Source organism: Desulfuromonas carbonis (assembly GCF_054658035.1).
Genome location: NZ_BAAHXR010000003.1, coordinates 1 through 23738, shown reverse-complemented (window position 1 = coordinate 23738; position 23738 = coordinate 1). Strand labels below are relative to the sequence as shown.

The 23738-nt window shown below is 63.4% G+C and carries 29 protein-coding genes and 4 pseudogenes; 23 read left to right on the top strand and 10 right to left on the bottom strand.

The annotated features are described in order from the left end of the window. Positions 1–52: 52 nt before the first annotated feature. The 8 genes from ACYQ8E_RS07105 to glpX form a co-directional block, all read right to left on the bottom strand. Entirely contained in the window at positions 53–442 is a 390-nt protein-coding gene (locus ACYQ8E_RS07105) for a hypothetical protein (RefSeq protein ID WP_066727931.1), read from the bottom strand. Further along, on the bottom strand, positions 439–1767 hold the full coding sequence (locus ACYQ8E_RS07100; protein WP_066727930.1) for a GGDEF domain-containing protein: 1329 nt from the start codon (positions 1765–1767) through the stop codon (positions 439–441). Before ACYQ8E_RS07100 ends, ACYQ8E_RS07105 begins: the two co-directional genes overlap by 4 nt. A 48-nt stretch (positions 1768–1815) precedes the next feature. After that, a complete protein-coding gene (gene ruvB, locus ACYQ8E_RS07095) occupies positions 1816–2838 on the bottom strand; it encodes a Holliday junction branch migration DNA helicase RuvB (protein WP_066727929.1) in 1023 nt (340 codons plus the stop codon). Positions 2839–2889: 51 nt separating this feature from the next. Continuing rightward, on the bottom strand, positions 2890–3486 hold the full coding sequence (gene ruvA / locus ACYQ8E_RS07090) for a Holliday junction branch migration protein RuvA (protein WP_066727928.1): 597 nt from the start codon (positions 3484–3486) through the stop codon (positions 2890–2892). A 9-nt stretch (positions 3487–3495) separates the two neighbouring features. Then, on the bottom strand, positions 3496–3999 hold the full coding sequence (gene ruvC, locus ACYQ8E_RS07085; protein ID WP_066727927.1) for a crossover junction endodeoxyribonuclease RuvC: 504 nt from the start codon (positions 3997–3999) through the stop codon (positions 3496–3498). An 87-nt stretch (positions 4000–4086) separates the two neighbouring features. Next, the gene (locus tag ACYQ8E_RS07080; RefSeq protein ID WP_066727926.1) at positions 4087–4833 is read right to left on the bottom strand and encodes a YebC/PmpR family DNA-binding transcriptional regulator; all 747 of its coding nucleotides are present in this window, start codon (positions 4831–4833) and stop codon (positions 4087–4089) included. 182 nt (positions 4834–5015) lie between these two features. After that, the gene (locus ACYQ8E_RS07075; protein ID WP_066727925.1) at positions 5016–5852 is read right to left on the bottom strand and encodes a cytidylate kinase family protein; all 837 of its coding nucleotides are present in this window, start codon (positions 5850–5852) and stop codon (positions 5016–5018) included. Positions 5853–5962: 110 nt separating this feature from the next. After that, positions 5963–6916 (bottom strand): class II fructose-bisphosphatase, encoded by a 954-nt coding sequence (gene glpX, locus ACYQ8E_RS07070; protein WP_066727924.1) that lies wholly within the window; start codon positions 6914–6916, stop codon positions 5963–5965. Positions 6917–7080: 164 nt separating this feature from the next. Between glpX and ACYQ8E_RS07065 the strand changes: the two genes are divergently transcribed. The 6 genes from ACYQ8E_RS07065 to ACYQ8E_RS07040 all read left to right on the top strand — a co-directional run bounded on the left by ACYQ8E_RS07065 (position 7081) and on the right by ACYQ8E_RS07040 (position 10785). Continuing rightward, positions 7081–7476, top strand: a complete 396-nt coding sequence (locus ACYQ8E_RS07065; RefSeq protein ID WP_231875335.1) for a rhodanese-like domain-containing protein — start codon at positions 7081–7083, stop codon at positions 7474–7476. Continuing rightward, positions 7473–8267: a glycerophosphodiester phosphodiesterase gene (locus ACYQ8E_RS07060; RefSeq protein WP_066727922.1), complete on the top strand. Its 795-nt coding sequence runs from the start codon at positions 7473–7475 to the stop codon at positions 8265–8267. The genes ACYQ8E_RS07065 and ACYQ8E_RS07060 overlap by 4 nt, the downstream gene beginning before the upstream one ends. Positions 8268–8326: 59 nt before the next feature. Beyond that, on the top strand, positions 8327–8971 hold the full coding sequence (locus ACYQ8E_RS07055; RefSeq protein WP_066727921.1) for an HAD family hydrolase: 645 nt from the start codon (positions 8327–8329) through the stop codon (positions 8969–8971). Between the two features lie 100 nt (positions 8972–9071). Next, entirely contained in the window at positions 9072–10238 is a 1167-nt protein-coding gene (locus ACYQ8E_RS07050; RefSeq protein ID WP_066727920.1) for a class I SAM-dependent methyltransferase, read from the top strand. A 106-nt stretch (positions 10239–10344) separates the two neighbouring features. Further along, complete coding sequence (locus tag ACYQ8E_RS07045; protein ID WP_066727919.1) at positions 10345–10566, top strand: NifU family protein; 222 nt, start codon at positions 10345–10347, stop codon at positions 10564–10566. A gap of 24 nt (positions 10567–10590) precedes the next feature. Then, positions 10591–10785 (top strand): hypothetical protein, encoded by a 195-nt coding sequence (locus tag ACYQ8E_RS07040; protein ID WP_066727918.1) that lies wholly within the window; start codon positions 10591–10593, stop codon positions 10783–10785. Positions 10786–10843: 58 nt separating this feature from the next. Here ACYQ8E_RS07040 and ACYQ8E_RS07035 read toward each other — a convergent pair whose 3' ends face one another. Both ACYQ8E_RS07035 and ACYQ8E_RS07030 read right to left on the bottom strand, forming a co-directional pair. Beyond that, positions 10844–12817, bottom strand: coding sequence for a monovalent cation:proton antiporter family protein (locus ACYQ8E_RS07035; RefSeq protein ID WP_066727917.1), 1974 nt, complete (start codon positions 12815–12817; stop codon positions 10844–10846). Between the two features lie 79 nt (positions 12818–12896). Next, the gene (locus ACYQ8E_RS07030; RefSeq protein WP_066727916.1) at positions 12897–14231 is read right to left on the bottom strand and encodes a replication-associated recombination protein A; all 1335 of its coding nucleotides are present in this window, start codon (positions 14229–14231) and stop codon (positions 12897–12899) included. Between the two features lie 222 nt (positions 14232–14453). Here ACYQ8E_RS07030 and ACYQ8E_RS07025 point away from each other — a divergent pair, with 222 nt between their 5' ends. The 17 genes and pseudogenes from ACYQ8E_RS07025 to ACYQ8E_RS06945 all read left to right on the top strand — a co-directional run. Then, the gene (locus ACYQ8E_RS07025) at positions 14454–15308 is read left to right on the top strand and encodes an NAD(+)/NADH kinase (RefSeq protein ID WP_066727915.1); all 855 of its coding nucleotides are present in this window, start codon (positions 14454–14456) and stop codon (positions 15306–15308) included. Positions 15309–15367: 59 nt separating this feature from the next. Then, a complete protein-coding gene (locus tag ACYQ8E_RS07020) occupies positions 15368–16378 on the top strand; it encodes an AAA family ATPase (RefSeq protein ID WP_459860505.1) in 1011 nt (336 codons plus the stop codon). A 5-nt stretch (positions 16379–16383) separates the two neighbouring features. Then, a complete protein-coding gene (locus ACYQ8E_RS07015) occupies positions 16384–17106 on the top strand; it encodes a P-loop NTPase family protein (protein ID WP_459860503.1) in 723 nt (240 codons plus the stop codon). Between the two features lie 37 nt (positions 17107–17143). Further along, positions 17144–17725, top strand: coding sequence for an N-acetyltransferase (locus ACYQ8E_RS07010; protein WP_459860502.1), 582 nt, complete (start codon positions 17144–17146; stop codon positions 17723–17725). A 51-nt stretch (positions 17726–17776) separates the two neighbouring features. After that, complete coding sequence (locus ACYQ8E_RS07005; RefSeq protein ID WP_459860500.1) at positions 17777–18178, top strand: hypothetical protein; 402 nt, start codon at positions 17777–17779, stop codon at positions 18176–18178. A 72-nt stretch (positions 18179–18250) separates the two neighbouring features. Next, entirely contained in the window at positions 18251–18754 is a 504-nt protein-coding gene (locus ACYQ8E_RS07000; RefSeq protein WP_459860498.1) for a M23 family metallopeptidase, read from the top strand. Positions 18755–18797: 43 nt separating this feature from the next. Then, positions 18798–19031, top strand: a pseudogene (locus ACYQ8E_RS06995) (hypothetical protein); the annotation flags it as partial. A gap of 70 nt (positions 19032–19101) precedes the next feature. After that, positions 19102–19224, top strand: a complete 123-nt coding sequence (locus ACYQ8E_RS06990) for a hypothetical protein (RefSeq protein WP_459860496.1) — start codon at positions 19102–19104, stop codon at positions 19222–19224. Continuing rightward, entirely contained in the window at positions 19224–19616 is a 393-nt protein-coding gene (locus tag ACYQ8E_RS06985) for a hypothetical protein (protein ID WP_459860495.1), read from the top strand. Before ACYQ8E_RS06990 ends, ACYQ8E_RS06985 begins: the two co-directional genes overlap by 1 nt. Positions 19617–19661: 45 nt before the next feature. Continuing rightward, positions 19662–19826, top strand: coding sequence for a preprotein translocase subunit SecA (locus ACYQ8E_RS06980; protein WP_459861573.1), 165 nt, complete (start codon positions 19662–19664; stop codon positions 19824–19826). 257 nt (positions 19827–20083) lie between these two features. Then, a pseudogene (locus ACYQ8E_RS06975) lies at positions 20084–20389 on the top strand (preprotein translocase subunit SecA); the annotation flags it as partial. A 44-nt stretch (positions 20390–20433) separates the two neighbouring features. Next, a complete protein-coding gene (locus ACYQ8E_RS06970) occupies positions 20434–21057 on the top strand; it encodes a preprotein translocase subunit SecA (RefSeq protein ID WP_459860494.1) in 624 nt (207 codons plus the stop codon). A gap of 439 nt (positions 21058–21496) precedes the next feature. Continuing rightward, positions 21497–21889, top strand: a pseudogene (locus tag ACYQ8E_RS06965) (bifunctional ornithine acetyltransferase/N-acetylglutamate synthase); the annotation flags it as partial. 73 nt (positions 21890–21962) lie between these two features. After that, positions 21963–22424, top strand: a pseudogene (locus ACYQ8E_RS06960) (bifunctional ornithine acetyltransferase/N-acetylglutamate synthase). A 327-nt stretch (positions 22425–22751) separates the two neighbouring features. Further along, positions 22752–22994 carry a hypothetical protein gene (locus tag ACYQ8E_RS06955; protein WP_459861604.1) on the top strand — a complete coding sequence of 81 codons (243 nt, stop codon included), beginning with the start codon at positions 22752–22754 and terminating at the stop codon, positions 22992–22994. After that, positions 22879–23451 carry a deoxyribose-phosphate aldolase gene (gene deoC, locus ACYQ8E_RS06950; protein ID WP_459861571.1) on the top strand — a complete coding sequence of 191 codons (573 nt, stop codon included), beginning with the start codon at positions 22879–22881 and terminating at the stop codon, positions 23449–23451. The genes ACYQ8E_RS06955 and deoC overlap by 116 nt, the downstream gene beginning before the upstream one ends. Positions 23452–23547: 96 nt before the next feature. Next, positions 23548–23738: hypothetical protein (locus tag ACYQ8E_RS06945; RefSeq protein ID WP_459860493.1), on the top strand; the 191-nt coding region annotated here is incomplete at its 3' end.

Below are 23738 nucleotides of genomic sequence, written 5' to 3'. Positions count from 1 at the left end.
GTAACATATTGCCCGGTTTTCTAAAACCCCTTTTGTCCGGCGGCGTCCAATCCTATAGGGCCCTTTTTTCCATTTCGACCATGATGCGCTTTAATTCCTGGAGGTCGCGATTAAGCGTCTCATTCTCGCGGACGAGTTTTTCATTGCTATCGATGCATTGTTTGATTTTCTGCTGTTGCTCGGCTGTCTTGCGCTGGAGTTCGGCGGCCGCTGCAGCCTGCCAATCGAGCAGGCTCTGCGCCGGCCCCTTCCAGGGGGAGGCGCCATTCTCCTGAACAAGTCTTTGCAGGGCCGGGCTGGTTCCCGTTGCCAGCAATTCATCCAACCCCTGGAAGAACAATTCCCGCTGCGGTTCGACGATGGCTGTTGCGGCTGGGGCGGGAGGCTGCGCACAGGCCGCCAGGAGGAAAATCAGCAGGCAAGAGAGCAGGAACCGCGTCATAGAACCTTGCGTCGGTTGACAAGTAGATTGCTGCCAGGAAGTTCCTTAAGATGTTCCTTCATCTTAGCACACTCCCTGCTGATCGCCAGGGCTGTTGGTGCCTCAAGAAGGTCGACGCGGATCACTGCGACGGACATGGTCAGCAGGGGAAAGGTCCGTTCGATTCCAAAACGGTCCCGCGCCATGAAAAAACCGGCCTGCCGGTCTTCCTCCGAATAGAAGGAGGGCGCCATCTGGTCGAACTCCGTGAGTAAGGCCCGGGCTATGTTTTCACCCTGCTCGGGGGGGGTGAGAATCACGTAATCGTCACCACCGATATGGCCGACCAGATCTTCAGGCGTACCAAAGTTACGCACCGTTTTGCGGATCAGGTCGCCAACCTGGGCGATCACTTCGCTCCCGGCTTTATAGCCGTAACGGTCGCCGTAAGCTTTGAAGTTGTCAAGGTCGATATAAAGATGGGAAAACGGGATGCCGCTTTCGATCCGGCGGGCAATTTCGCGGTCGATGGCAAGGTTTCCGGGGAGCCGGGTCAGCGGGTTGGCGTCGAGGGACATCTGCTCCAGGTCCTTGAGCTTTAAACCCATCTCATTGAATTCCCGGGCGAGCAGGGTGAATTCGTCGACGCCACTAATGGCAATCGGCTGGTCAAAGCTGCCGCCGGCAATCTGCTTGGTGGCCAGGATCAGGGTGCGGATTGAGCGATGGATGCCGAGGATAACCGTTATCGCCACCGGGGCCGACAGGGCCAGTCCGATGAAAACCAGCAGCAGCGTCACCTTGTAGGCCTGGCTACTGCCGCTGGAGAGGGTTTGCAACGCCTGATCCAGGGTCGCCTGCTGACGATCGGTAAGGGTGGCGAGGGCCGCCAGCAGGGTTTCGCGGCGCGGGCCGGTCTGCTCGTGAGTGCACTGACTTGCCGCTGCCCAGCGCTTGTCGGTCAGCAGCTCCGAACAGGCCTGGTCCGCCTGCATGTAGGACCCGGCAAGGGATCTCAGGTTGGGGGCCGATTCCGGCAGGGGGAGTGCGGCGAGTTTTTCCCAGGTGGCTGCAAACTCCTGGGAACGGTTTGCCGCAAGGTTCAGCATGTCGGAGTCGCGGAGTACCAGGAGCTGCTTTTCCAGCCGTTCCTGGGCCAGCAAGGTGTCCCGCAGATCACGATAGAGATTGAGGAGTTTGAACTCGACGCCGACCAGCTGGCGCGAACGCTGGGTCTGTCGCTGCAAGCTGGAGAGGGCGTAGCCCAGAGCAATCAGGCTGAACAGGACGATGAGAAGGTAGCCGGCCGCGATCTTCTGGGAGACGGTGAAGGCAGGACGTTTCATCGATCGCTCCGCTGCAATGGGTGCCGGAAACCACCCTTCGCTCTTGGGTCAGGCGAACAGGCCACCCTCGGCGGCCGTTTTCGGCAGCCGCTGGAAATGGTGGTAGGCAGCCGGGGTGGCAGTCCGACCCCGGGGTGTGCGATTGAGATATCCCTGTTGCAGCAGGTAGGGCTCGATGACGTCCTCAATGGTGTCCCGTTCTTCGCCGACGGCCGCTGCCAGCGTGTCGAGGCCGACCGGTCCACCCCCAAATTTGTCGATGATCGTCAGCAGGATCCGGCGGTCCATGTGGTCGAAGCCACGGCTGTCGACTTCCAGCCGGGTCAGGGCCAGATCCGCAAGCTCCCTGGTGATCACCCCATCGCCCTTGACCTGGGCGAAATCCCTGGCCCGGCGCAGCAGGCGATTGGCGATGCGCGGCGTTCCACGACTGCGTCGGGCCAGTTCCAGGGCGCCCTGTGCCTCGATGGGAATTTCGAGAATCCCGGCACTGCGGCTGACGATGATCGCCAGTTCCTCGTCGGTATAGAATTCCAGCCGGCTGATGACACCGAAACGGTCGCGCAGTGGCGAGGAGAGAAGACCGGCCCGGGTGGTGGCGCCGACCAGGGTAAAACGGGGGAGGTCGAGCTTGATGGTGCGTGCCGAGGGACCCTGGCCGATCATGATGTCGAGCTGGTAATCCTCCATTGCCGGATAGAGGATCTCCTCGACCACCGGCGAGAGGCGATGTATTTCATCGATGAACAGGACATCCCCGGCCTCGAGATTGGTCAGGATGGCGGCGAGATCGCCGGTCTTTTCAATCACCGGACCGGAGGTGCTCTTGATGTTGACGCCCATCTCGGCAGCGATGATGTTGGCGAGGGTGGTTTTACCGAGGCCAGGCGGGCCGTAGAAGAGGACGTGGTCAAGGGCTTCCCGGCGTCCCCGGGCGGCATCGATGAAAATCTGCAGGTTCTCCTTCGCCTTGCACTGGCCGACGTAATCGGTCAGGGTGCGGGGCCGCAGGGAGACTTCGACGCAGGCATCGTCGCCGGCAATATCAGGTGTGATCAGCCGTTCGCTCATGATTCCCCAGGGTTGGGATACGGTCGCAGCATTCGGTTACCGCCGCCCCGGTTAGCGGAGCAGGATCTTGAGGGCTCCCTTGAGGACCTCTTCCAGGCTGGCGTCCGGTGAGATTTCCATATTCTCAAGGACTTTGCGGGCCTGGGCCTCCTTGTATCCCAGGTTGACCAGAGCCGACTGGGCGTCTTCCAGCGAGGTCGTCTTGGTCGGCCCGGTTTGCGGCGGCACGCGCGGATGAGCGGGGTTGAGTCTGTGGGCCTTGTCCTGCAATTCCAGCACCAGCCGCTCCGCCGTCTTTTTGCCTATGCCGGGAAGGGTGGCGAGGCGCTTGGCATCCCCCTCGGCGAGGGCATCGAGGAGTGCCGGCGCAGGAATATGCGAGAGTATATTCAGGGCCAGTTTGGGGCCGATGCCCGAAACCGAGATCAAGAGCACGAAAAGGTCCCGTTCGGCGCTGGTCAAAAAGCCGAAGAGGAGAATGGCGTCGTCCCGGACGTGGGTATAGACCTGGAAGCGGACACTCCCTTCCTCGGGCAGGGCGTAGAAGGTCGAAAGCGGAATCAGGAGCCGGTAGCCGACGCCGCCGACATCGACAATGACATGATCAATGCTGCGGTAGGCGATGATTCCGTGCAGTGATGCGATCATGCGTTCACCTCAGCGTCCGCGGCGCAGTTGGTCGAGACGTTCATTAAGTCCGTGGCTGTGGGCATGGCAGATGGCAACCGCAAGGGCATCGGAGGCATCCTCCTGGGCAATCTCCGGGAGGTTCAACAAGGCCCGGACCATCTGCTGGACCTGTCCCTTGGCCGCCCGGCCGTACCCGACGACGGCATTCTTCACCTGCAGGGCGCTGTATTCGAAAACCGGCAGCCCGGCATTGACCCCGCAGACCAGGGCGACGCCGCGGGCATGCCCCAGTTTCAGGGCGGAGAGTGCATTCTTGGCGAGAAAGACCTGCTCGACCGCCATGGCATCGGGGTGATAGGTCGCGATGACCTGCTCCAGCCCGCGGTGAATTTCGAACAGACGCAAGGCCAGGGGCGTATCACTGGTGGTGGCAATCGCCCCGTTGTCCACATGCAGCAGGCGATTCCCCTCTTTTGCAATGACCCCATACCCGGTTATCCGGCTCCCGGGGTCGATGCCGAGAATTTTCATAGGCCTGGTGTCCGGTTGCGGGGGCCCGTCTCATAATCCGTGCCCAAGGCTATTAATTACCTGCGCCGGAATCCGGTCTCCCTGGTTTCAGCCCATCGCCTTCTCGATCTCATCATCGGAGATGTCGAAGTTGGCATAGACGTTCTGCACGTCGTCGTTATCTTCGAGCTTGTCCATCATTTTGAGCATCTGCTCGGCAGCTTTTCCCTCGAGCTGGACCATTGTCTGTGGCAGCATCGTCACCTCGGCGCTCTCCCAGTTCAGGCCCATTTCCTTCATGGCCTCACGGACTTCGATGAAATTGGCCGGGTCGGTGATCACCTCGTAGCTATCCCCTTCGTCCTTGACATCCTCGGCGCCCACTTCCAGCGCGGCCTCGAAAATCCGGTCGAAGTCACAATCGGTATTAAAGGCGATCAGGCCTTTGCGCTCGAAGAGGAAGCTGACGCTGCCGTTAACGCCAAGGCTGCCGTTATGCTTGGTGAAGATGTGGCGGACATCGGCCACGGTGCGAGTCCGGTTGTCGGTCATGAATTCGACGATAACCGCCACCCCGCCCGGTCCGTACCCCTCGAAGGTGCCCTCTTCGTATTCGACGCCATCGAGGCCCCCGGTCCCCTTCTTGATCGCCCGTTCAATCGTATCCTTGGGCATGTTTTCGCTCTTCGCCTTGTCGATGGCAGTACGCAGGCGCGGGTTGGTCCCCGGTTCGCCGCCACCGATCTTGGCGGCAACGGTGATCTCCTTGATCAGCTTGGTGAAAACCTTGCCACGCTTGGCATCCTGAGCGCCTTTGCGATGCTTGATGTTTGCCCACTTACTGTGTCCAGCCATACCGATATTCTCTCCTTGTTCGATTCATCCTCCGGACGAAGCCGGAAAAAGCGTCCCATCCTAGCATGATCAGTACCCGTCGACAAGAACCATGAGCGCCAGTGCATGGGGCGGGGCGAGGCCAGGCAAAGAAAAAGCCGGCCCTCGGGGCCGGCTGGAAGATTTGGGTAAGGAATCCGGGGTCAGTGCTCTTCAGGCAGGGAGCGGTACTGGCGGATCTCAAGCTGGTCATCGATCTTCTGGACCCCTTCCACGGCGGCCACCGTTCTTCTCACCGCCTCCCGCTGTTCTTCGGCGTGGACATGGCCGAAAAGGGTTGCGACGCCATCTTTTACCGTGAGGTGAAAGTGGTAGTGGTGGAGTCCTTCGATGACGCCATTGGCCAGAAGGGCGATTTCCGCCTTCTTGGCCACGATCCGGTCCTGCAGTATCTTTTTGCCGGAATCCTTGCTTTCCTGCAGGTTGCGATCCCGGACCCCTTCGCAGATCAGCTTGACGGCTGTTTCTTCGGAGAGGCGCTGGGTGTTGACGATAAGATCGTAACCGAGAGGATCGAGCCAGTCGCGGTCAAAGTAGTATTTGATGAAGCCGGCCCGCTGCTGATCGCTCTTGCGCACCAGGATCCGCGCCAGATCCGGATCGAGCCACTCGCGTTCCGCCCAGCGCTCGACCCGGTCCTCAAAGGGCGCGGTGATCCGGACCCGGAAGACGGAACTGATTCCGCTGAGGAGATCCTGCCCGCCACGGCCATAGACGATGATGTTCCCCTTGAGGGCGTATTCAAGAATGATCAACTCGACGCGGTGGGAGTCGATTTCAACCTGTGCATCGATTTCATCGACAAAGGCCGGCGGCTTTTCGTCCGCCTTTTCGAGGGCTTCGGGGGTCAGGCCGTAGGACGCTGCAACCTTTGCAATCGCCTCGCCATCGACCAGGGTGTAGCCAAGTTTTTCCGCTGCCTTGTGGGCAATGGGAATGCCGCCGCTGCCCATTTCCCGGGAAATGGTAATGATCGCCATACTGTTCCCTTTCGCCGTGCGGTTTCTTTGACTGGAGGCAATAAGCCGAAAAATCCTAACAGTTTCCTGCCGCGATGACAAGCGGGGAAATCGGCCTTCTTTCGCAAGCCTCAGTAAACCGGTTTGTAGTCGAACTGGTGACGCCCTTCAATGAAGCGGATGGTCCGGCTTTTGGAACGCATCACGATAGAATGGGTCTCGGCACCACCGGAAAAATAGCGGACCCCGCGCAACAGGTCGCCATTGGTAACACCGGTCGCGGCAAAAAAAACATCGCCATGGGCCATCTCCTCGCAATTGTAGACACGTTCGAAATCATCGATCCCCATCGACTTGGCGCGCTCCCGCTCCTCCTGGGTCATGAAGACGAGTCGCGCCTGAATGTCGCCGCCCATGCATTTGAGGGCCGCCGCCGCCAACACCCCTTCCGGGGCACCGCCAATCCCCATCAGCAGGTCGACGCCGCTCCCTTCCACGGCCGCCGCCACGGCCGGGGCGACATCGCCGTCGGAGATCAAATGAATACGGGCGCCAGCCTTGCGAATCTCTTCGATGATCTTCTCGTGACGTGGCCGGTCGAGGATTACCACGGTCAGGTCCTCGATATAGCACTCCTTCGCCGCTGCGACCCGCTTGAGATTCTCCGTTGGCGATGCGTTGATATCAATGGCGCCGCATGCGGAAGGTCCGACCGCGATTTTCTCCATGTACATGTCGGGGGCGTGGAGGAATCCGCCCCGGGGGGCGAGGGCGATGGTGGCAATCGCGCCACTGGTCCCCTTGGCGCAGATGTTGGTCCCTTCCAGCGGGTCGACGGCGATATCGACGGCCGGCGCCTGGCCATTGCCGACCTTTTCGCCGATATAGAGCATCGGCGCTTCGTCCATCTCCCCCTCGCCGATCACCACCGTGCCATCTATCCCGACCGAGTCAAGGGTACGCCGCATGGCGTTGGTGGCGGCCTCGTCGGCAGCAAGCTTGTTCCCCTTGCCGACCCAGCGTCCGCAGGCCAGGGCCGCTGCTTCGGTAATCCGAACCAGTTCCAGCGCGAGATTGCGATCCATAGATGATTCTCCTTGCCGACCGCTGCCGGCGGTGGGGTGAGACGGGCGGTATCATTGCATGATTCACCCGGGAAGACAAGTTTGGGCTGGAAGGAATTCGCAAAACTGAATATAGTTGTCCCAAGGGCCGATGGCCCATATTTAACATTGGGGAGGATTCTGTTGTGGCTACTGTGAATCGCGCCTGCTGGTTGCTGGGTTTGCTGCTGCTCCTAACGGCCGAGGCCTGGAGTGCGCCGGTTACGAGCATGATGGCGCCCGAGGCCTTCCAGCTGTTACAGCGCCAACCGGATACTTTTCTGCTCGATGTTCGCACTCCCGGTGAATACCTGCAATTACGGCTGGCGGGCGCCACCCTGATTCCGATCGACCAGTTTCAGGCCCGGTCCCGTGAAGTCCCCAAAGATCGCCCGGTCCTGGTCTATTGCGCCGTTGGCTCACGCAGTTCCCAGGTCGCCAATTATCTGGCCAGCCAGGGGTACCCGGAAGTCTACAACCTGACCGGTGGGATTTGGGGCTGGCAGCTGCGGGGCTACCCGGTCATCCAGGGCCCGCCATGAGTGGCCGCGGGGGAACAGGGCAGCCTCTGCCCGGCGGCGGGACGGAGCGCCGGCTCCTGATCTGGGCCCATCGTGGCGCCTCGGGTCGGGCGCCGGAAAATACCCTGGCGGCCTTCCGTGCGGCCGAAGCGGACGGCGCCGACGGTATCGAACTCGATGTCCATTTGAGCCGGGACGGAGTCCCGGTGGTCATCCACGACGAAACCCTGGAACGCACCAGCGACGGCCGGGGACCGGTGCGGGACTTCACTCTCGCCGAGCTGCGCCGCCTCGACGCCGGCAGCTGGTTCGGCACCCCTTTTGCCGGAGAAGGATTACCAACCCTGGAGGAGGTCTTTACCTGGGCCGAAAACCGGCTACGGATCAATGTCGAGATCAAGGACGCTGCGGCCGGGCACAAGGTCCTCGAACTGCTCCAGGCCTACCCGCAGGTAAGAGTCCTGGTCTCCTCCTTCGACCATCGCCTGCTGGCGCTGATGCGCCAGCAAGCGCCCCGGCTCCCCCTCGGATTCCTTTGCGATACGCTCTTCTGGCATCGCGCCCTCTCCCGCGCTGTCGCTGCCGGCGCCGAAAGTTTTCATCCGCGGGTCGACCGGACCAGCCGGCAGCTGGTCCAGGCCTGTCAGCGGCATGGCCTGCGCGTCTATCCCTGGACCGTAAATAGCCCGCGCCAGGCGCTGCGGTTGCGGCGGCTTCGGGTCGATGGTCTCTTTACCAATTATCCAGCAGAGCTTTCCTCCCTCCGGGTGGGGTGGTGGCAGGCTTTTGACAGGGAGGGCAGGACTGTTTAAAATCGGCGTACGCGCATGCTAATCTGCGGTTGTCCCCCTCCTTCACAGGTTGGTGCCCAATGAGCCTGGCCATCCCCCCGATCCGCTCGATTGTTTTCGACCTTGACGGTACGCTCTACTCGGCGCAACCCATTGCCGACCAGATTCAACGGGCGGCGGAAACCCTGATCGCGGCCACCCGCGGGCTGTCGCTGGTGGATGGCCGTGCGCTGTTGCGGCGGGCGCGGCGGGCGCTGACCGACTCCGGGGACGAGGAACCCACCCTGACCCGTACCTGTCAGGAACTGGGCATAGAGATTGCGGCCCTGCACCGGGCTTTTCAGGAACAGGTGCGCCCCGAGGACTGCCTGGTGCCGGACCCCGTTCTCCGGGCGTTACTCGAGTCGCTCAGTGCGCATTGCCGCCTCTATATCTATACCAACAACAGTTATCCTCTGGCCCAGCGAATCCTTGCCCTGCTTGATGTTTCGGAGTACTTTGAACGCCTCTACACGATCGAATACTGCGGCCAACCCAAGCCCGACCTCGATGCCTTTCGCAAGGTCGTTGAGGACATCGGCGGTCTGCCGGAGAGTTTCCTCTTCGTTGGCGACCGGGAACCGGTCGATCTGCGCCCCGCCGCAGACGCCGGCATGGCGACTCTGTTGGTGCGGGAAACGGCCGACCTGCTGCAGATTCACCGCCTGCTTGGGATCATCCCCTAAAGCCCCGGCACCCTATCTTCCCTATCTTCCCCTTGCCAGCAGACCTTCCCCGGGGTAGAATCCCCGACTTTGAAGCCGCCCAGAGGGGAGACGCTAGCCGATGACCGAAACGAATGGCGACCAGCGACAGGCCGATCTGGCGACCTTTCTGCGACGACGTATCGATGCCGCGGGAGGGATTCCTTTTGCCGAGTTCATGGAGCATTGCCTCTATCACCCGGACTGGGGTTATTACATGGTCCCCCGGTCGCGAATCGGCAAGGAGGGAGACTTTTTTACCAGCTCCAGTGTTCATGCCCTCTTCGGGCGCCTGCTCGCCCGCCAGCTCCGGCAGTGCCTCGAACTGCTCGGCGGCGGCCCGCTGACGCTTGCCGAGCAGGGCGCCGGGGAGGGTCATCTCGCCCTCGATATCCTCGATGCGCTGCGCGAGCTGGCACCCGACCTTTACCACTCTCTGCGCTACCGGATCGTTGAGCTGAGCCCCGACAACCGGCGTCGCCAGGCCGATTCGCTGGCTGCCCATCGCCAGGTGGTCGACTGGTGTTCTCTGGCGGACCTCGCCGGCATGGAAGGGGTCTTCCTCTCCAATGAACTGGTCGATGCCTTCCCTGTTCACCTTGTGGAAAAGCGCGACGGGGAGCTGCGGGAGGTCTTCGTTGTCCGCACGGACGAGGGTTTCGGCGAAGAATTGCGGCCCCTTTCCTCCCCCTCGCTCGCCGCCCACTTCGAGTGGCTCGGTGTCGCCCCGGTAGAGGGAAACCGGGCCGAGGTCAACCTGGCGGCCCCGCGCTGGCTGCGCCAGGTGGCGCAGCTGTTGCGGCGCGGTTTCGTACTGACGATCGATTACGGCTACCCGGCGGCAGAGCTTTACGCCCCGTTCCGGCGTCAGGGAACCCTGCTCGCCTATCACCGACACCAGGCGAGCGACGACCTCTATCGCCTGGTCGGCCAGCAGGACCTGACCAGCCACGTCGACTTCACCAGCCTGCAACAGGCGGGGACGGAAGGGGGATTGACCACCCTTTACTTCGGGGAGCAGTACCGGTTTCTGATGAGCCTTGGGTTTGTCGAGGAACTGATCGCCCTGCAGGCCCGCGAGGAAGACCCGCGCCGGGCCCAGGCGCTGCGCATGACCCTGAAAAACCTGATCCTGCCCGAGGGCGGCATGGGGGAAACTTTCAAGGTGCTGCTGCAGGGGCGAGGCGTCGGTACTCCCGAACTCCTTTGCGCCCGACGTCTGCGGGACCTCCCCCTGCCGTCCCTGTGACGGGAGAACGACGAGGAGACGAAATAGTCCGACTAGCCCGACCCCCTGTTGCGTAGCAGGGAGGTCGGGCTATAATAAGCACACATCACAGAGGAGGATTCATTCAATGCGTGAAGAAGTTCAGAAAGTTCTCGAAATGGTACGCCCGGCGTTGCAGGCCGACGGGGGCGATGTCGAACTGGTCGATATCAGTGCGGACGGTGTGGTCAGCGTGAAATTGAAGGGCGCCTGCGGTTCCTGCCCGATGTCGACCATGACCCTCAAGATGGGGATTGAAAAGACCCTGCGGGAAAAAATTCCCGCCGTCAAGTCGGTGGTACAGGTCTGATTCGTTTACTCCGGGGAGGTGCCGATGATCAAGGTCAAGACCTTTGGTGAACCGCTCGCGGCCTTCAAGGCCCAGCGCGAACTTGGGGAACTGGACGAACGTATCAACGACTTTATCCGCCGGAATAATATCCGCAAGGTCATTTCCGTCAGCGATTCGCCGACCAGCGAGAATGGCTCGACCATCGGCCTGATCCGGGTTCTGGTTTACGAAGAATAGCCGACAACAGCAGCGAAGCAGTTCAGCGGGAGCCTCTTGGGGCTCCCGTTTTCTTTTTTTATACCGGATGCCCGTGCAGCAGCTCCCGCGCTTGCAGCACGTTCTCGGGAGCGCCGAGGAGGAGCAGGGTGTCCCCCGGTTCGAGGACCAGGCTGGCTGCCGGGCTGTAGCGGACCCGCTCGTTGCGGATAATGCCGACGACCATGGTCCCGGTGCGGGTGCGAAAAGCGAGCTCGCCAAGGGACTTGCCAAGGCAAGGAGAGTCGTCCGGGACCGCCTGAAACTCGATCTGCCCCTGTTCCAGCACCGACAGGTAGCCGGAGAGGTTGCTCGGCGTCTTGCCGGGGGACCGCAGCCGGTCATAGTGTTCCCGGCGCAGGGTCGCCATCTGCTTCAGGACCTGCCCTTCGCCGATGCCGCAACGGCGCAGCAGCAGGCTGGAGAGCTGGATGCTGGCCTCGAATTCATCCGGGACGACCTCGTCCGCGCCGAGGGAGGAAAGATATTCAAGCTCGGCCACGAAGCGGGTTCGGACCAGGATGTAGAGATCGGGATTGAGCCCGCGCGCCGTCGGCACCGCCCGGGCGATGGCGGCGGGGTCGTTGATGGCGAGGACCAGCGCCCGCGCCCGGCCGATGCCGACTCCTTCGAGGACCGCCGCCGCGGTGACGTCGCCGAAGACGATCAGCTCCCCTGCCGTGCGTGCCTGACTGACGACGGTGCCGTTGGTCTCGACATGGATACAAGGGATACGCATCTCGCGCAGAGCCCGCCCGACGTTGCGCCCGGAGAGCCCATAGCCGGCGATGATGACATGCCCTTCGAGATTGGCGGTTCGCTCACCGCTGGCGTCGGGAAGCTCGGCGCCGTTCCCCCAGCGGCCGGCAAGGCGCCGCGCCAACGGCTCGGCCCGGGCGGCGAGCAGCGGTGTCGCGAGCAGGGAGAGGGCAATCACGGTTAGGGTCCCCTGGTAAAGGGGCGGCGAGATGAGCTCCAGGGCGAGGGCTTTGCGCAGCAGGACGAAGGCGAATTCGCCGACCTGGAAAAGGAGGAGCCCGGCGGTGAGAGCGGTGCGCAGCGGATAGCGGGCCCAGAGGGCGCCAAGGGTCCCGGTGGCGATCTTGAGCAGGGTCAGCAGCAGGAAGGCGCCGGCGATCAACAGGCCGTGGTCTGCCACGGCATGCAGATCGACCAGCATCCCCATGGAGATAAAGAAGATGGCGAGAAAGGCGTCCCGAAACGGAATGACGTCGGCCAGGACCTGGTGCGCGTAGTCCGATTCCGCCAGGGCGAGACCGGCCAGGAAGGCGCCGAGGGCGAGGGAGAGCCCGGCCTGGGCGGTGATCCAGGTGGTGCCGAGGAGGAGGGTCAGCACCGTCAGGCGAAAGAGTTCCGGGGTCCGGGTGCGGAGGATCCCCCGCAACAGCGGTTGCAGCAGGTAGCGCGAAAAGCCGAAGAGGAGGGCGAGGAGCGCTCCTGCCTGGAGCAGGCCAAACAGGGTGAAGCCACTGTCGCTGCCTGCCAGCAGCGGCAGCAGCAACAGGAAGAGAATGACGCCCAAGTCCTGGAAGAGGAGGGTGGCAAGGGCGATCCGGCCGTGGGCGGCATCGATCTCCCCCCGCTCCGAAAGCAGCTTGAGGACAAGGGCGGTGGAGGAGAGGGCAAGGGCCATCCCCAGGACCCAGGCGGCGGCATTGCCGATGCCGGCCAGGCGCGCCGCGCCGTAGACCAGCAGGGTGGTGGACGCCATCTGGGTCGCTCCGCAGCGAAGCATCAGCCCCTTGATGCGCAGCATCCGGGTAAAGGAGAATTCCAGGCCGATGGTGAAGAGGAGCAGGATCACCCCCAGTTCCGCCATCGCTTCGACCTCGTGGACCCCGCGAACCAGGTTCAGGCCGTAGGGGCCGATGACCAGGCCGGTGACCAGGTAACCGACGATCGGCGACTGGCGCAGGTGGCTGAAGAGCCAGGCGCTGGCGAGGGCCAGGCCGAGCAGGATGAGGAGGTCGAGAAGGAAGGGGAGGTCGTTCATGGGCTCTCGCCGCGGTGGAAGGTGACAAATTGTTTGACGAGTATAGCAGATGCCGGGACCTAGCGGGTGGCGGTGGCGGTCAGTCCTTCTCGTCCGGGTCGGGTTTTGCTCTCCCCTGGCGCAAGTCGGCCCAGTGGGCGAGACGCTCGCCGATCAGCTTCTCGTAGCCCCGCGCGGTCGGCCGGTAGTAGCGCTTGCCGCGCAGGGCGTCGGGGAGATGATCCTGGGGCGCGATCCCCTCGGCATGGTCATGGGCGTACTGGTACCCCTTGTGGTAGCCGAGCTCCTTCATCAGCCGGGTCGGGGCGTTGCGGATATGCAGCGGCACCGGCAGCGCGCCGCTCTTGCGCACCTCGGCCAGCGCCTGGTCGATGCCGAGGTAGCTGGCGTTGCTCTTCGGTGCGGTGGCGAGGTAGGTGACCCCCTGGGCGAGATTGATGCGTGCCTCGGGCAGGCCGACGAAGTGGACTGCCTGCTGCACCGCCAGGGCGATCTGCAGCGCCCGCGGGTCGGCGTTGCCGACATCCTCGGAAGCGAAGACCACCATCCGCCGCACGATGAAGAGAGGGTCTTCCCCCGCCTCTAGCATCCGCGCCAGCCAGTAGAGGGCGGCGTCGGGGTCGGAACCGCGCAGGCTCTTGATGAAGGCGGAAATGACGTTGTAGTGCTCCTCTCCCCCCTTGTCGTAGAGGAGGGCCTTCTTTTGCAGCGCCTGCTGGGCATCCGCCAGCTCGATGCGCTCCTCGCGGCTGGCGGCCGCCGCCACCTCCAGGGCGCCGAGAGCGATGCGGGCGTCGCCATCGGCCTGGGCGGCGATGAAGGCGAGGGCATCGTCCGCGACCTGCAGCTCTTTCGCGATGAGGCCGCGCGGGTCGGTCAGGGCCCGTTGCAGCAGCAGGAGAATCTCCTCGGGGGCGAGGGGCTCAAGGACGAAGACCCGCGAGCGCGACAGCAGCGCCGAGTTGATCTCAAAGCTCGGATTTTCGGTGGTGGCGCCGATGAGGATGATGTCGCCGCTTTCGACGAAGGGGAGGAAGGCGTCCTGCTGGGCCTTGTTGAAGCGGTGAATTTCGTCGACGAAGAGGAGGGTGCGGCGGCCGTGGTAGGCCTTTTCCTCCTTCGCCCGGGCGACGATCTCGCGCACCTCCTTGACTCCCTGGAGGACGGCGGAGAAGAAGACGAAGCGGCTTTTGGTGGTGCCGGCGATGACCCGCGCCAGGGTCGTCTTGCCGGTCCCCGGCGGCCCCCAGAAGATCACCGAGGCGAGCTGGTCGGTCTCAATCAGCCGCCGCAGCAGCTTCCCTTCGCCGAGCAGCTCGCGCTGGCCAACGACTTCGTCGAGGGTGCGCGGGCGCATCCGCTCGGCGAGCGGGGCGTCGGAGGATTCGCTGGCGGCCTGGGTGAAAAGGTCCATTGGTTGTCTCCAGTGAAACGCAGGCTCGACTCTAGCACATGGGGGTGCCGGGCTCAACTGTGTCGCAACCACCGCCCTCATAGCTTCTCTGTGGCAACGGCCGCTGGGTCAAAGACTGAGCTGCGTGTACCTGGGGAGCGCGCCGGCGTCAGTAGTTGTATGGACTCCGTGCCCGAGGTGTGGTAATAACGTGGTGCAATGGACAGGCCGAGGGAGTGGAAAATGCAGCAGGTCGGTATCTATGCAAAAAAACAGCACCCGGACGCTGTTGTCTTTGGCCGCGAGGTGATGGAGTGGCTGCTATCCCGGGGGCTTGAGGTTCTCCTGGAGGAGGATCTGGCCCAGAGCCTGGGGGTGACCCGCGATTATGCCGATAACGAGATTCCGCAGCGGGCCGACCTGATCGTGGTCCTCGGCGGCGACGGCACCCTGATCTCGGTCGCCCGCCACGTCGGTGCCCAGATGAAGCCGATCCTGGGGGTCAATCTCGGCAGCCTCGGTTTTTTGACCGAGATCACCCGGGATGAGACCTTCGCCACTCTCGAGCGCGTCCTGCAGGGGGATTTTCGGGTCTCCCGGCGGCTGATGCTCGATGTGGTGGTTCGCCGCCAGGGGGACGAAATTGCCCGCTACGCGGTCCTGAATGACGCCGTCATCAACAAGGGGGCTCTGGCCCGGATTATCGATATGGCGGTCTGGGTCGATGACGTCTACCTGACAACCTTCAAGGCCGACGGCCTGATCGTTGCCACGCCGACCGGGTCGACCGCCTACAACCTGGCCGCAGGCGGGCCGATTATCGACCCGGGCGTCGCCTGCCTGGTCATCTCGCCGATCTGTCCGCACATGCTGAGCAATCGGCCACTGATCGTCTCGAGCGAAGCGGTGATCCGCATTGAAGTCAAGTTCCAGGATCAGCACGTGGTTCTCACCGCCGATGGCCAGGTCGGGATGCAGCTGCAGGGGGGGGATCTGGTCGAACTGCGCCAGGCCCGGGAGCGTACCCTGCTGATTCAAAGTCCGACCCGGGATTATTTCGAGGTCTTGCGCACCAAGCTGCGCTGGGGGGAGAGATAGTGCTGAGTGCTGAGTGCTCCTCTTTTATCGGCCACCAATAACCAATCGGTCTTGTCACCATGCTCGTCGAACTGCAGATCCGCAATCTCGCCATCATCGACCAGCTACAGGTCCAGTTTGCCGCCGGGTTCAACGTCCTGACCGGCGAGACCGGCGCTGGCAAGTCGATCATTATCGATGCGGTCGGTCTGCTGCTCGGTGACCGGGCGCGGCCGGAACTGATTCGCAACGGCGCCGATGAGGCGAGTGTCGAGGCCCTGCTCGATCTCTCCGGGCAGACCGGGCTGCAGCAGGAATTGCAGCAGGCCGGGTTCGACGGCGAGGGGGAGCTGCTGGTGCGACGGGTCGTCTCCCGCGCCGGCAAAAACCGGGTTTACGTCAACGGCTCGCTGGCCACGCTGGCCCAGTTGCAGGCCTTCAGCGGACAGCTGGTGACGATCTACGGTCAGCACGAGCACCAGACCCTGCAGCGGGGCGAGACCCACCTCGCCCTGCTGGACAGCTTCGCCGGCCACGGGCCGCTTCTTCTCGATTATGCCACCCACTATGCAGCGCATCGCCAGCTGCAGCAGCGGCTGGACGGGCTGGAGGCCGCGGAGCGGGACCGGCAGCAGCGGCTGGAGGTGCTCGCATTCCAGCAGCGGGAGATCGCCGCCGTCGCGCCCGTTCCCGGGGAGGACGAGGAACTGGCCGCCGAACGGCTCCTGCTGCAGCATGCCGAACGGCTGGCCACCGCCGCCAGCGGCGGTTTCGAGACCCTCTACGGTGGTGAAGCCGCCGTTTGTGGCGAACTGGCGCGAGTGGCGGCGGACCTTGAAGGTCTGGCCGCGATCGATCCATTGCTCGGCAGTCTGGGCGAATCGCTGCGCAGCGCCCAGTACAGCGTTGAGGACTGCGCCGCAGCAGCTGCTACGCGGGATTCCGGCGGCGCGTCGAGTTCGAGCCGCAGCGGCAGAGGAGGAGGTCGAGAGCCGCCTCGCCCAGCTCAGCCAGCTCAAGCGCGAGTATGGGCCAACCATCGCCGCCGGTCCTGGAGCATCGTGATCAGGTCGAAAGCGGGAACTCGCTGAGCTCGGTGACCTTGCTGCCCACCCGGGAGGAGCTGATGCGGCGGCTCGATGCCGCCGCGGCGGCCTTGCGCCAGAGTGCGGGGAAACAGGTCGACTGTGCCCGCGGGCGTGCCGCCCGCAGTGCGCCCCTGAGCCAGGCGGTCGAGGCGGAACTGGCCGACCTCGCCCTGGCCAGAGCGCGGTCTGTGGTCCAGCTTTTTCCCTTGGCAGCGCCTGGTAGCCAGGGGCTCGAAGCGGGTCGAGTTTTATCTCGCGCCCAGATCCCGGTGAGTGAGCCGAAGCCCCTGGCGCGCATTGCCTCGGGCGGGGAGTTGTCCCGGGTCATGCTGGCGCTGCGGCGGGCCGCACCGATGGCCGAAGGGGTGCAAACGCTGATCTTCGACGAGGTCGATGCCGGCGTTGGCGGCGCGGCGGCGACCGCTGTCGGCGAAAAGCTGCGCAAGGTGGCCCGGGGGTTGCGGAGTGCTCTGTGCTTACCCGTCTCCCCCAGGTGGCGGCCTTTGCCGATCACCATTTCCGGGTCAAGAAGGTGGGGTGCGAGGGGCGGAGCAGTGACGACTATACCTTCCCCCTCGAACGACACGCGCGCGGTCGGGGAAATGGCCCGGATGCTCGGCGGGGCGCGGGTTACCGAGCGGACCTCAGGAGCGCGCCCGGGAGGTCGATCGGCCGGATCGTCCCGAGCCTGCGAGCCGGCCCGGCGCCGGCTTCGTTCAAGATCTTTCTGAGGAGTTCGTTCATGGTGCGCAAAGCGCGCATTGTCCGATGCCCAGGGCAGATCCACGAGCTGTTGCTTGGCTATGCCCGCGAAGGGATCATGCTCTCCCGGGTCCCTTGCCGCGGGATATCTATGAGAACATCCGCGACTTCTATGTATTTGAAGAGAATGGCGAAACCGTCGGCACCGTCTGCCTGCATATCTGCTGGGAGGATCTTGCCGAGGTGCGCAGCCTCGCCGTCTCCGCCGATTGCGAAGGGCGCGGTCTCGGTCGCGAACTGGTTGAGGCCTGCCTGGTCGAGGCCCGGGATCTGGGGATGAAGCGGGTCTTCGCCCTCACCTACAAGCCGGTTTTCTTTGCCAAGCTCGGTTTTCATGAAATTGAAAAATCGGAACTGCCGCAGAAGATCTGGGGCGACTGCATGAAGTGCGCGAAGTTTCCCGAATGTGACGAGGAATTTGCCATCGCAGGACCCCCCTGTAATCCGCCAAAAGGCGTTGAGAAAAAGCTTGACACTTCCTCAGAGGAAGTTGCCGTATTAATCGCTACGGTGCCAGATTCGGCTTGTGTCATTTCAAGGTGTTGCGGAGGTTTTCGGTCTTGTCTGCCAAAAAGTACACCATCCTGATTATTCCGGAGGGCTCCCATCAGGTCCGCCGGTTCAATCTCCCGCCGCAGCGTGCTGCAGTGGCTGGCGGGGGTCAGCGTGGTGTTGCTGGTAACAGTCGGCCTCTTCGCCGTCGATTACTTCCGCAACAATCTCGACCGCCATGAATTTGCCCGCCTGAAGAAAGAGAATCGCAGCCAGCAGATGGAGTTGCAGCGCCTGGTGGCGAGCCTGCAGGATTTGCGGCAGGAGATGGTGGTGCTGGCCCAGAACGATGCCAAAGGTCCAGCGTCCTGGCCCAACTTCTCCAAGCCGCGCAGCGACACCCCTCGCCGGGGTGGGCGGACCTCCCCGGGGAGGAGGGTTCTGGTGATCGCTTCTCGGCCTTGCGAGCAGCAGATCGACGGCGAGTCCGCCAAGGCGATCGACCTGCGCCGCCGAAGACCAGGAGGAGGTCCAGGGGTTCCTCAATGACCAGCGCTCGCTGCTCGCGGCCGAGCCCCAGGGGTGGCCGGTCGAGGGTGATGGACCGCCTCCGGACTCGGCATGCGCGATTCCCCCTTCACCGGCAAGCGCAAGATGCACGAGGGGCTTGACATCGCCGCTCGCACCGGCACGCCGGTCTATGCCTGTGCCGACGGGATCGTCAGCCAGGCGGAAACGGCGCCCGGCTACGGAAAGCTGGTGGTCATCGATCATGGCTATGGCTACAAAACCTACTACGCTCACAATTCGAAAATCTTCGTCAAGGTCGGGCGAGCGCGTCAAGCACCAGGGGCGAACACATTCGGGCGGTCAGGAAGATCCGGGCAGTTCCACCGGTTCCCGCGTGCCCATTACGGAGTTCCGGCGCGACGGAGTTCCGCTCTCAATCCTGCGCAAATACCTCTAATCACCACTTTGTCGCGACTGTCTACAAGCCCCGGTTTTCCGGGGCTTTTTTGTTTCTGCCTGGAGAGGTTCGGGTGGCCCTTTCGGACTTGTGGCCGGCTCCGGCTTTGTGCTAAACTTCCAACCTTTGCCGGAGGTTGCCGGCACCCAGCACAGTGACCCGGGGCGGCTGGCTAGCGCCCCTTATCACGGAGTGATATCGATGATCGGAAGTCTGGTCAGAAAAGTTGTCGGCAGCAAAAACGATCGTGAACTCAAACGTCTGCAGCCCATCGTCGCCCGGATCAATGGCCTCGAAGAGACGATGGCGGCCCTTGACGATGCCGGTCTGCGCGGCAAGACCGTCGAATTCCGCGCCCGCCTGGCCGCGGGCGAGACCCTCGACGACCTGCTGCCGGAAGCCTTTGCCGTGGTGCGGGAGGCGGGGAAGCGGGTGCTCGGCATGCGCCACTTCGACGTCCAGCTGATCGGTGGCATGGTCCTTCATTCCGGGGAAGATTGCCGAGATGAAGACTGGGGAGGGGAAGACGCTGGTCGCCACCCTGCCATCCTACCTCAATGCCCTCGCCGGCAAAGGGGTCCACGTCGTCACCGTCAATGATTACCTGGCCAAGCGTGACTCCGACTGATGGGCGGAGTCCATCACTTTCTCGGCCTCACCGTCGGCTGCATCGTCCATGGCCTCACCAATGCGCAGCGCAAGGCGGCCTATGGCTGCGACATGGCCTACGGCACCAACAACGGTTTCGAGCTGGACTACCTCGGCGACGACGTGAAGCTCGATCTCGCCGACTACGTGCAGCGCGACTTCTTCTTCTCCATCGTCGACGAGGTCGACTCCATCCTCATCGACGAGGCGCGTACCCCGCTGATCATCTCCGGCCCCTCGGAGGCTTCGAGCGAGCTCTACTACACCGTCAACCGCATCATCCCCATGCTCAAGAAGGGGGAGATCGTGGAAGCCGGGACGGCAAGCTCAGCCAAGCCCGGAAGAACGCTACCGGCAGTTCACTGTAGATGAGAAGGCCGGAAAACCGCGACCCTCACCAAAAAGGGGGTCAGCCGGATCGAAAAGCTGCTGGACCATCAAAACCTCTACGGGCAAGGCGACATCAAGACCCTGCACCACGTCAACCAGGCGCTCAAGGCCCATGCCCTGTTCAAGCGCGATGTCGACTACGTGGTCAAGGACGGCGAGGTGATGATCGTGGACGAGTTCACCGCCGGCTGATGCCCGGGCGGCGCTGGAGCGACGGCCTGCGCCGGGCGGTGGAAGCCGAGGAAGGGGTCAAGATCAAGAGCCGAGGACCGAACGCTCGGCGACCATCACTTTCAACTACTTCCGGCATGTACGAAAAAGCCCGGGATGACCGGTACCGCCGATACCGAGGCGGCCGAGTTTTCCGGAATACAAGCTGAAGGTGATGGTCATCCCGACCAACCGGCCAATGGTCCGAATTGACCAGTCCGACGTGATCTACAAGAAGACTGGAGCGGGAGAAGTTCAAGGCGGCGATCGAAGATATTGTCGAGCGCCACGCCAAGGGGCAGCCGACCCTGGTCGGGACGATCTCCATCGAAAAGTCCGAAGAGCTGTCGGAGATGCTCAAGAAAAGGGGCATCCCGCATACCGTTCTCAATGCCAAGCACCACGAAAAGGAGGCGGAGATCGTCGCCCAGGCCGGCCGCAAGGGGGCGGTGATGATTGCCGCCCAACATGGCGAGCCACGGTACCGACATGACCTCGGCAGCAACCCCGAGATGCTGGCCCGGCGCAAGCGGCCACCGCCAGGATCCGGAAGCTCCTTCCCGGCGGCGCTCGAAAAGTTCCGTGCCCAATGCGCCACCCAAAGCCCGGTGCTGGAGCGGGCGGCCTGTCCTTCGGCACCGACCGCCGCGAGTCGCGTATCGACAACCAGCTGCGCGGACGTTCCGGGCGTCAGGGGGATCCCGGGGAGAGCCGCTTCTACCTCTCCCTCGAGGATGACCTGCTGCGGATCTTCGGCTCGCACCGCGTCGCCTTCGTCATGGAGAAACTGCGCATCCCCGAAGGGGAACCGATCGAGCACGGCATGATCTCCAAGGCGATCGAGAATGCCCAGAAGAAGGTCGAGGGACACAACTTCGAAATCCGCAAGCACCTCATCGAGTATGATGATGTCATGAACAAGCAGCGCGAGGTGATCTATACCCAGCGCCGCGAAGTGCTCGCCGGGGAGAGCGTTCGCGAAACGGTGACGGGGATCATCAGCGAAGCGATCGAGGACATGGTGGCGACCTTCTGCCCGAAGACCCTGCCGGCGAAGCTGGAACTGCAGTGCCTGGCCGAGCTCCATGGCCAGTTTTCCTTTCCGGTTACTACTCCCCACCAAACCCAACCGCAGCCTGACCCGGGAGGATCTGGAGGCGAACCTGCCGCTGCCAGGTCGAGCACCAGCTTTGCCGACGCGAAGAAGAAGTAGCCACCCCGGTTCTCGAACACCTGATGAAGGTCCTGCTGCTGCAGAGCGGATCAACCTGCAATCGAAAGACCATCTCACCTTTTCCATCGATCATCTCAAGGAAGTAACTGGCTGGCTATGGCCAAGCGCAATCCCAAGGACAAACGCGAGGCTTACAAGCTCTTCATGGCGATGATGGGGCGGGTTCCGCTTCGAGGTCATCAACAGACTGTTCAGCATCCAGCTCGCCCGCGAGGCGATCTCGAGCGCATGGAGGCGGAACAGCGTAAACGGCGGGTCGTCCCTCAACCGGGCCGGCGGGGACGATCAGCCAGCCAAGCCGGTGACCCGCGAGGAGGAGAAGGTCGGGCGCAACGACCCCTGCCCTTGCGGCGGAGACGACAAGAAGTACAAGAAGTGCTGTGGGCGGTGACTCAAGCCTTGTCGGGAACGGCAAGGAGTGGTTCCCCTCGCGAAGCGGAGTGACGACGATGGACGGGACGAGCGGATCGAAGTCGAGGATTCCGGTTTGCCGCGCAGGCGGCGGGGTGAAAAGTGGGGGAAGCTCGACCTGGGACTGATCGTTTCGGCGGTGCCGGCAACGAGCGCCGGGGTCTTCACCACCAACGAGGTGGTCGCGGCGCCGGTGCTGGTGACCTTCACCCGCGAGTTCCTCCGGCATGCCAGGCGATACCTCGTCGATCGCGGCAATACCAACGCCTGGCCCGGTGAGGCCGGCCTGCGCGACGCCATCGCCTGTGGCCGCCTCGCGGCGCAGGCACTCGGCATCGCCGAAGAACTGGTGGCGGTCTCTTCCACCGGGGTGATCGGCCAACCGCTGGCGATGGAGCGCTTTCCACCGGGATTCCCGCCCCTGGTGGCCCGCATGGACGACTCCGGTGCGGCAGCGGTTGCCCACGGCAATCATGACCACCGATTCCTTTCCCAAGCTGGTCGCCACCCGGGGCTCTGCCGGCAAGCAGGACTACACCCTGCTTGCCCTTCCAAGGGCGCCGGGGATGATCCATCCGAACATGGCAACCATGCTGCACTTTGTCCTCACCGATGCCGAAGAAGTGGCCGCCGACTTCCTCGACCAGGCGCTGCGTCGCGCGGTCGATGGCTACTTCAACGACGTCACCGTCGATCGCGATACCTTCGACTGACGGACATGGTCCTGATCACCCTCGCCGACGGCATGGCCGAGACGCCGGAGATCGTCGCCGAACGCCCCGGAGGCGGCGGAGCTGCAGCATCTGCTCGACGAGATCCTCCTCGACCTGGCGAAGATGATCGTGCGCGACGGCGAGGGGGCGACCAAGCTGGTCAGGATCCACCTGCAGGGTGCCCGGGACGCGGCCCAGGCCCGTCGACCGCGGTGGCCGTGACCACCTCCAACCTGGTCAAGACCCGCTTTTTCGGCGAGGATGCCAACTGGGGGCGAGTGCATCGCCGCGGTCGGCTACTCGGGGGCGGAGGTTGATCCCGACCGAGGTCGCGATCCGCTTCGACCAGGTTGCTGTTGTCGAAAATGGACTGCGTACCGGCGAAGGAACTCGAAGCGGAGCGACGCGGGTTCTCAAACGGCCCGAGTTTACCGTCACCGGTCGATCTTCGACTTTGGCGACGGCGACGCTGACTACTACACCTCAGTATGACCTACGACTACGTCGAAGTCAACACGTCCCTCCGCGCCTGGACCCACATCTGGAACCATGACTTCCGCGCCCTTCATCGTCGTACCCTACTTCGAGCGGTTGCGACGACGAGCGGATATCCACCACCTCTGCGAAGAGGCGGTGGAGTACGGTTTTGCTGCGGTCTGCATTACCCCCCGTCTACGTGACCCAGGCGGCGAGTCTCCTGTACGGTTCGGGGTCGCGGTGGCGACGGTGGATGGATTTCCCCTCGGCTACCAGCCGCCGACCCAGAAGGCGGCGGAAGCCGCCGCGGCATGAGCGCGCCGGCGCCGGCGAGGAGATCGACATGGTGATTCACCTCGGCGCCGTTCGCGAGGGGCGCTTCGACGCCGTGACTCAAGAGATCCGGCAGGTGGTCCGCGCCGCCCGCGGCGCCGTCGTCAAGGTGATCATCGAGTGCTGCTACCTGGGCGACGATCAGAAACGGACCCTGGTCGATTGCGTGGTGGCGGGCGGGGCCGCCTATGTCAAGACCTCGACCGGCTTCGGCAGCGGCGGGGCAACTCTGGACGATGTCCGGTTGCTGGTGACTGCCGCCGCCGGCCGGATCCAGGTCAAGGCTGCCGGCGGAATTCGCGACTGGTCCGCTTGTCAGCCCCTGCTCGCTGCCGGGGCGACCCGCATCGGCACCAAGTACCGGGATAGCCATCGTGGCCAGTTGGCCAGCCAAGCCTGGGAGGGTGCCGGTCAGCCCACCCTTCCCGGGCCGTGCTGATTACCCTCGACGGCATGCGCATCGGGGCCTTTCCGGATGCGGCAGCCTACGGTAACACCCGGGGCCAATACGCTGCCGAGCATGTCGCCGCCACCTATGGCAGCCTCTATCTCCCCCACCTGCAGTCGCTGGGACTTGGCGATCTCCTCGATCTTCCTGGGGTGCCGCCTGTTGCAGCGCCCCGGGGCCGGCTTCAGCCGCGTGCTGGAACAGTCAGCCAGGAAGGGTGCCGACTACGGCCACTGGGAGCTGGCAGGCGTTGTCCAAGCCGCAGCCCTTTCCGACCT

Bases quoted from the DNA above. Each gene is read 5' to 3' on its own strand.
- ACYQ8E_RS07105 (WP_066727931.1), bottom strand. From the start codon at position 442: ATGACGCGGTTCCTGCTCTCTTGCCTGCTGATTTTCCTCCTGGCGGCC.
- ACYQ8E_RS07100 (WP_066727930.1), bottom strand. From the start codon at position 1,767: ATGAAACGTCCTGCCTTCACCGTCTCCCAGAAGATCGCGGCCGGCTAC.
- ruvB (WP_066727929.1), bottom strand. From the start codon at position 2,838: ATGAGCGAACGGCTGATCACACCTGATATTGCCGGCGACGATGCCTGC.
- ruvA (WP_066727928.1), bottom strand. From the start codon at position 3,486: ATGATCGCATCACTGCACGGAATCATCGCCTACCGCAGCATTGATCAT.
- ruvC (WP_066727927.1), bottom strand. From the start codon at position 3,999: ATGAAAATTCTCGGCATCGACCCCGGGAGCCGGATAACCGGGTATGGG.
- ACYQ8E_RS07080 (WP_066727926.1), bottom strand. From the start codon at position 4,833: ATGGCTGGACACAGTAAGTGGGCAAACATCAAGCATCGCAAAGGCGCT.
- ACYQ8E_RS07075 (WP_066727925.1), bottom strand. From the start codon at position 5,852: ATGGCGATCATTACCATTTCCCGGGAAATGGGCAGCGGCGGCATTCCC.
- glpX (WP_066727924.1), bottom strand. From the start codon at position 6,916: ATGGATCGCAATCTCGCGCTGGAACTGGTTCGGATTACCGAAGCAGCG.
- ACYQ8E_RS07060 (WP_066727922.1), top strand. From the start codon at position 7,473: ATGAGTGGCCGCGGGGGAACAGGGCAGCCTCTGCCCGGCGGCGGGACG.
- ACYQ8E_RS07055 (WP_066727921.1), top strand. From the start codon at position 8,327: ATGAGCCTGGCCATCCCCCCGATCCGCTCGATTGTTTTCGACCTTGAC.
- ACYQ8E_RS07050 (WP_066727920.1), top strand. From the start codon at position 9,072: ATGACCGAAACGAATGGCGACCAGCGACAGGCCGATCTGGCGACCTTT.
- ACYQ8E_RS07045 (WP_066727919.1), top strand. From the start codon at position 10,345: ATGCGTGAAGAAGTTCAGAAAGTTCTCGAAATGGTACGCCCGGCGTTG.
- ACYQ8E_RS07040 (WP_066727918.1), top strand. From the start codon at position 10,591: ATGATCAAGGTCAAGACCTTTGGTGAACCGCTCGCGGCCTTCAAGGCC.
- ACYQ8E_RS07035 (WP_066727917.1), bottom strand. From the start codon at position 12,817: ATGAACGACCTCCCCTTCCTTCTCGACCTCCTCATCCTGCTCGGCCTG.
- ACYQ8E_RS07030 (WP_066727916.1), bottom strand. From the start codon at position 14,231: ATGGACCTTTTCACCCAGGCCGCCAGCGAATCCTCCGACGCCCCGCTC.
- ACYQ8E_RS07025 (WP_066727915.1), top strand. From the start codon at position 14,454: ATGCAGCAGGTCGGTATCTATGCAAAAAAACAGCACCCGGACGCTGTT.
- ACYQ8E_RS07020 (WP_459860505.1), top strand. From the start codon at position 15,368: ATGCTCGTCGAACTGCAGATCCGCAATCTCGCCATCATCGACCAGCTA.
- ACYQ8E_RS07010 (WP_459860502.1), top strand. From the start codon at position 17,144: ATGCCCAGGGCAGATCCACGAGCTGTTGCTTGGCTATGCCCGCGAAGG.
- ACYQ8E_RS07000 (WP_459860498.1), top strand. From the start codon at position 18,251: ATGCGCGATTCCCCCTTCACCGGCAAGCGCAAGATGCACGAGGGGCTT.
- ACYQ8E_RS06990 (WP_459860496.1), top strand. From the start codon at position 19,102: ATGAAGACTGGGGAGGGGAAGACGCTGGTCGCCACCCTGCCATCCTAC.
- ACYQ8E_RS06985 (WP_459860495.1), top strand. From the start codon at position 19,224: ATGGGCGGAGTCCATCACTTTCTCGGCCTCACCGTCGGCTGCATCGTC.
- ACYQ8E_RS06970 (WP_459860494.1), top strand. From the start codon at position 20,434: ATGCGCCACCCAAAGCCCGGTGCTGGAGCGGGCGGCCTGTCCTTCGGC.
- ACYQ8E_RS06955 (WP_459861604.1), top strand. From the start codon at position 22,752: ATGACTTCCGCGCCCTTCATCGTCGTACCCTACTTCGAGCGGTTGCGA.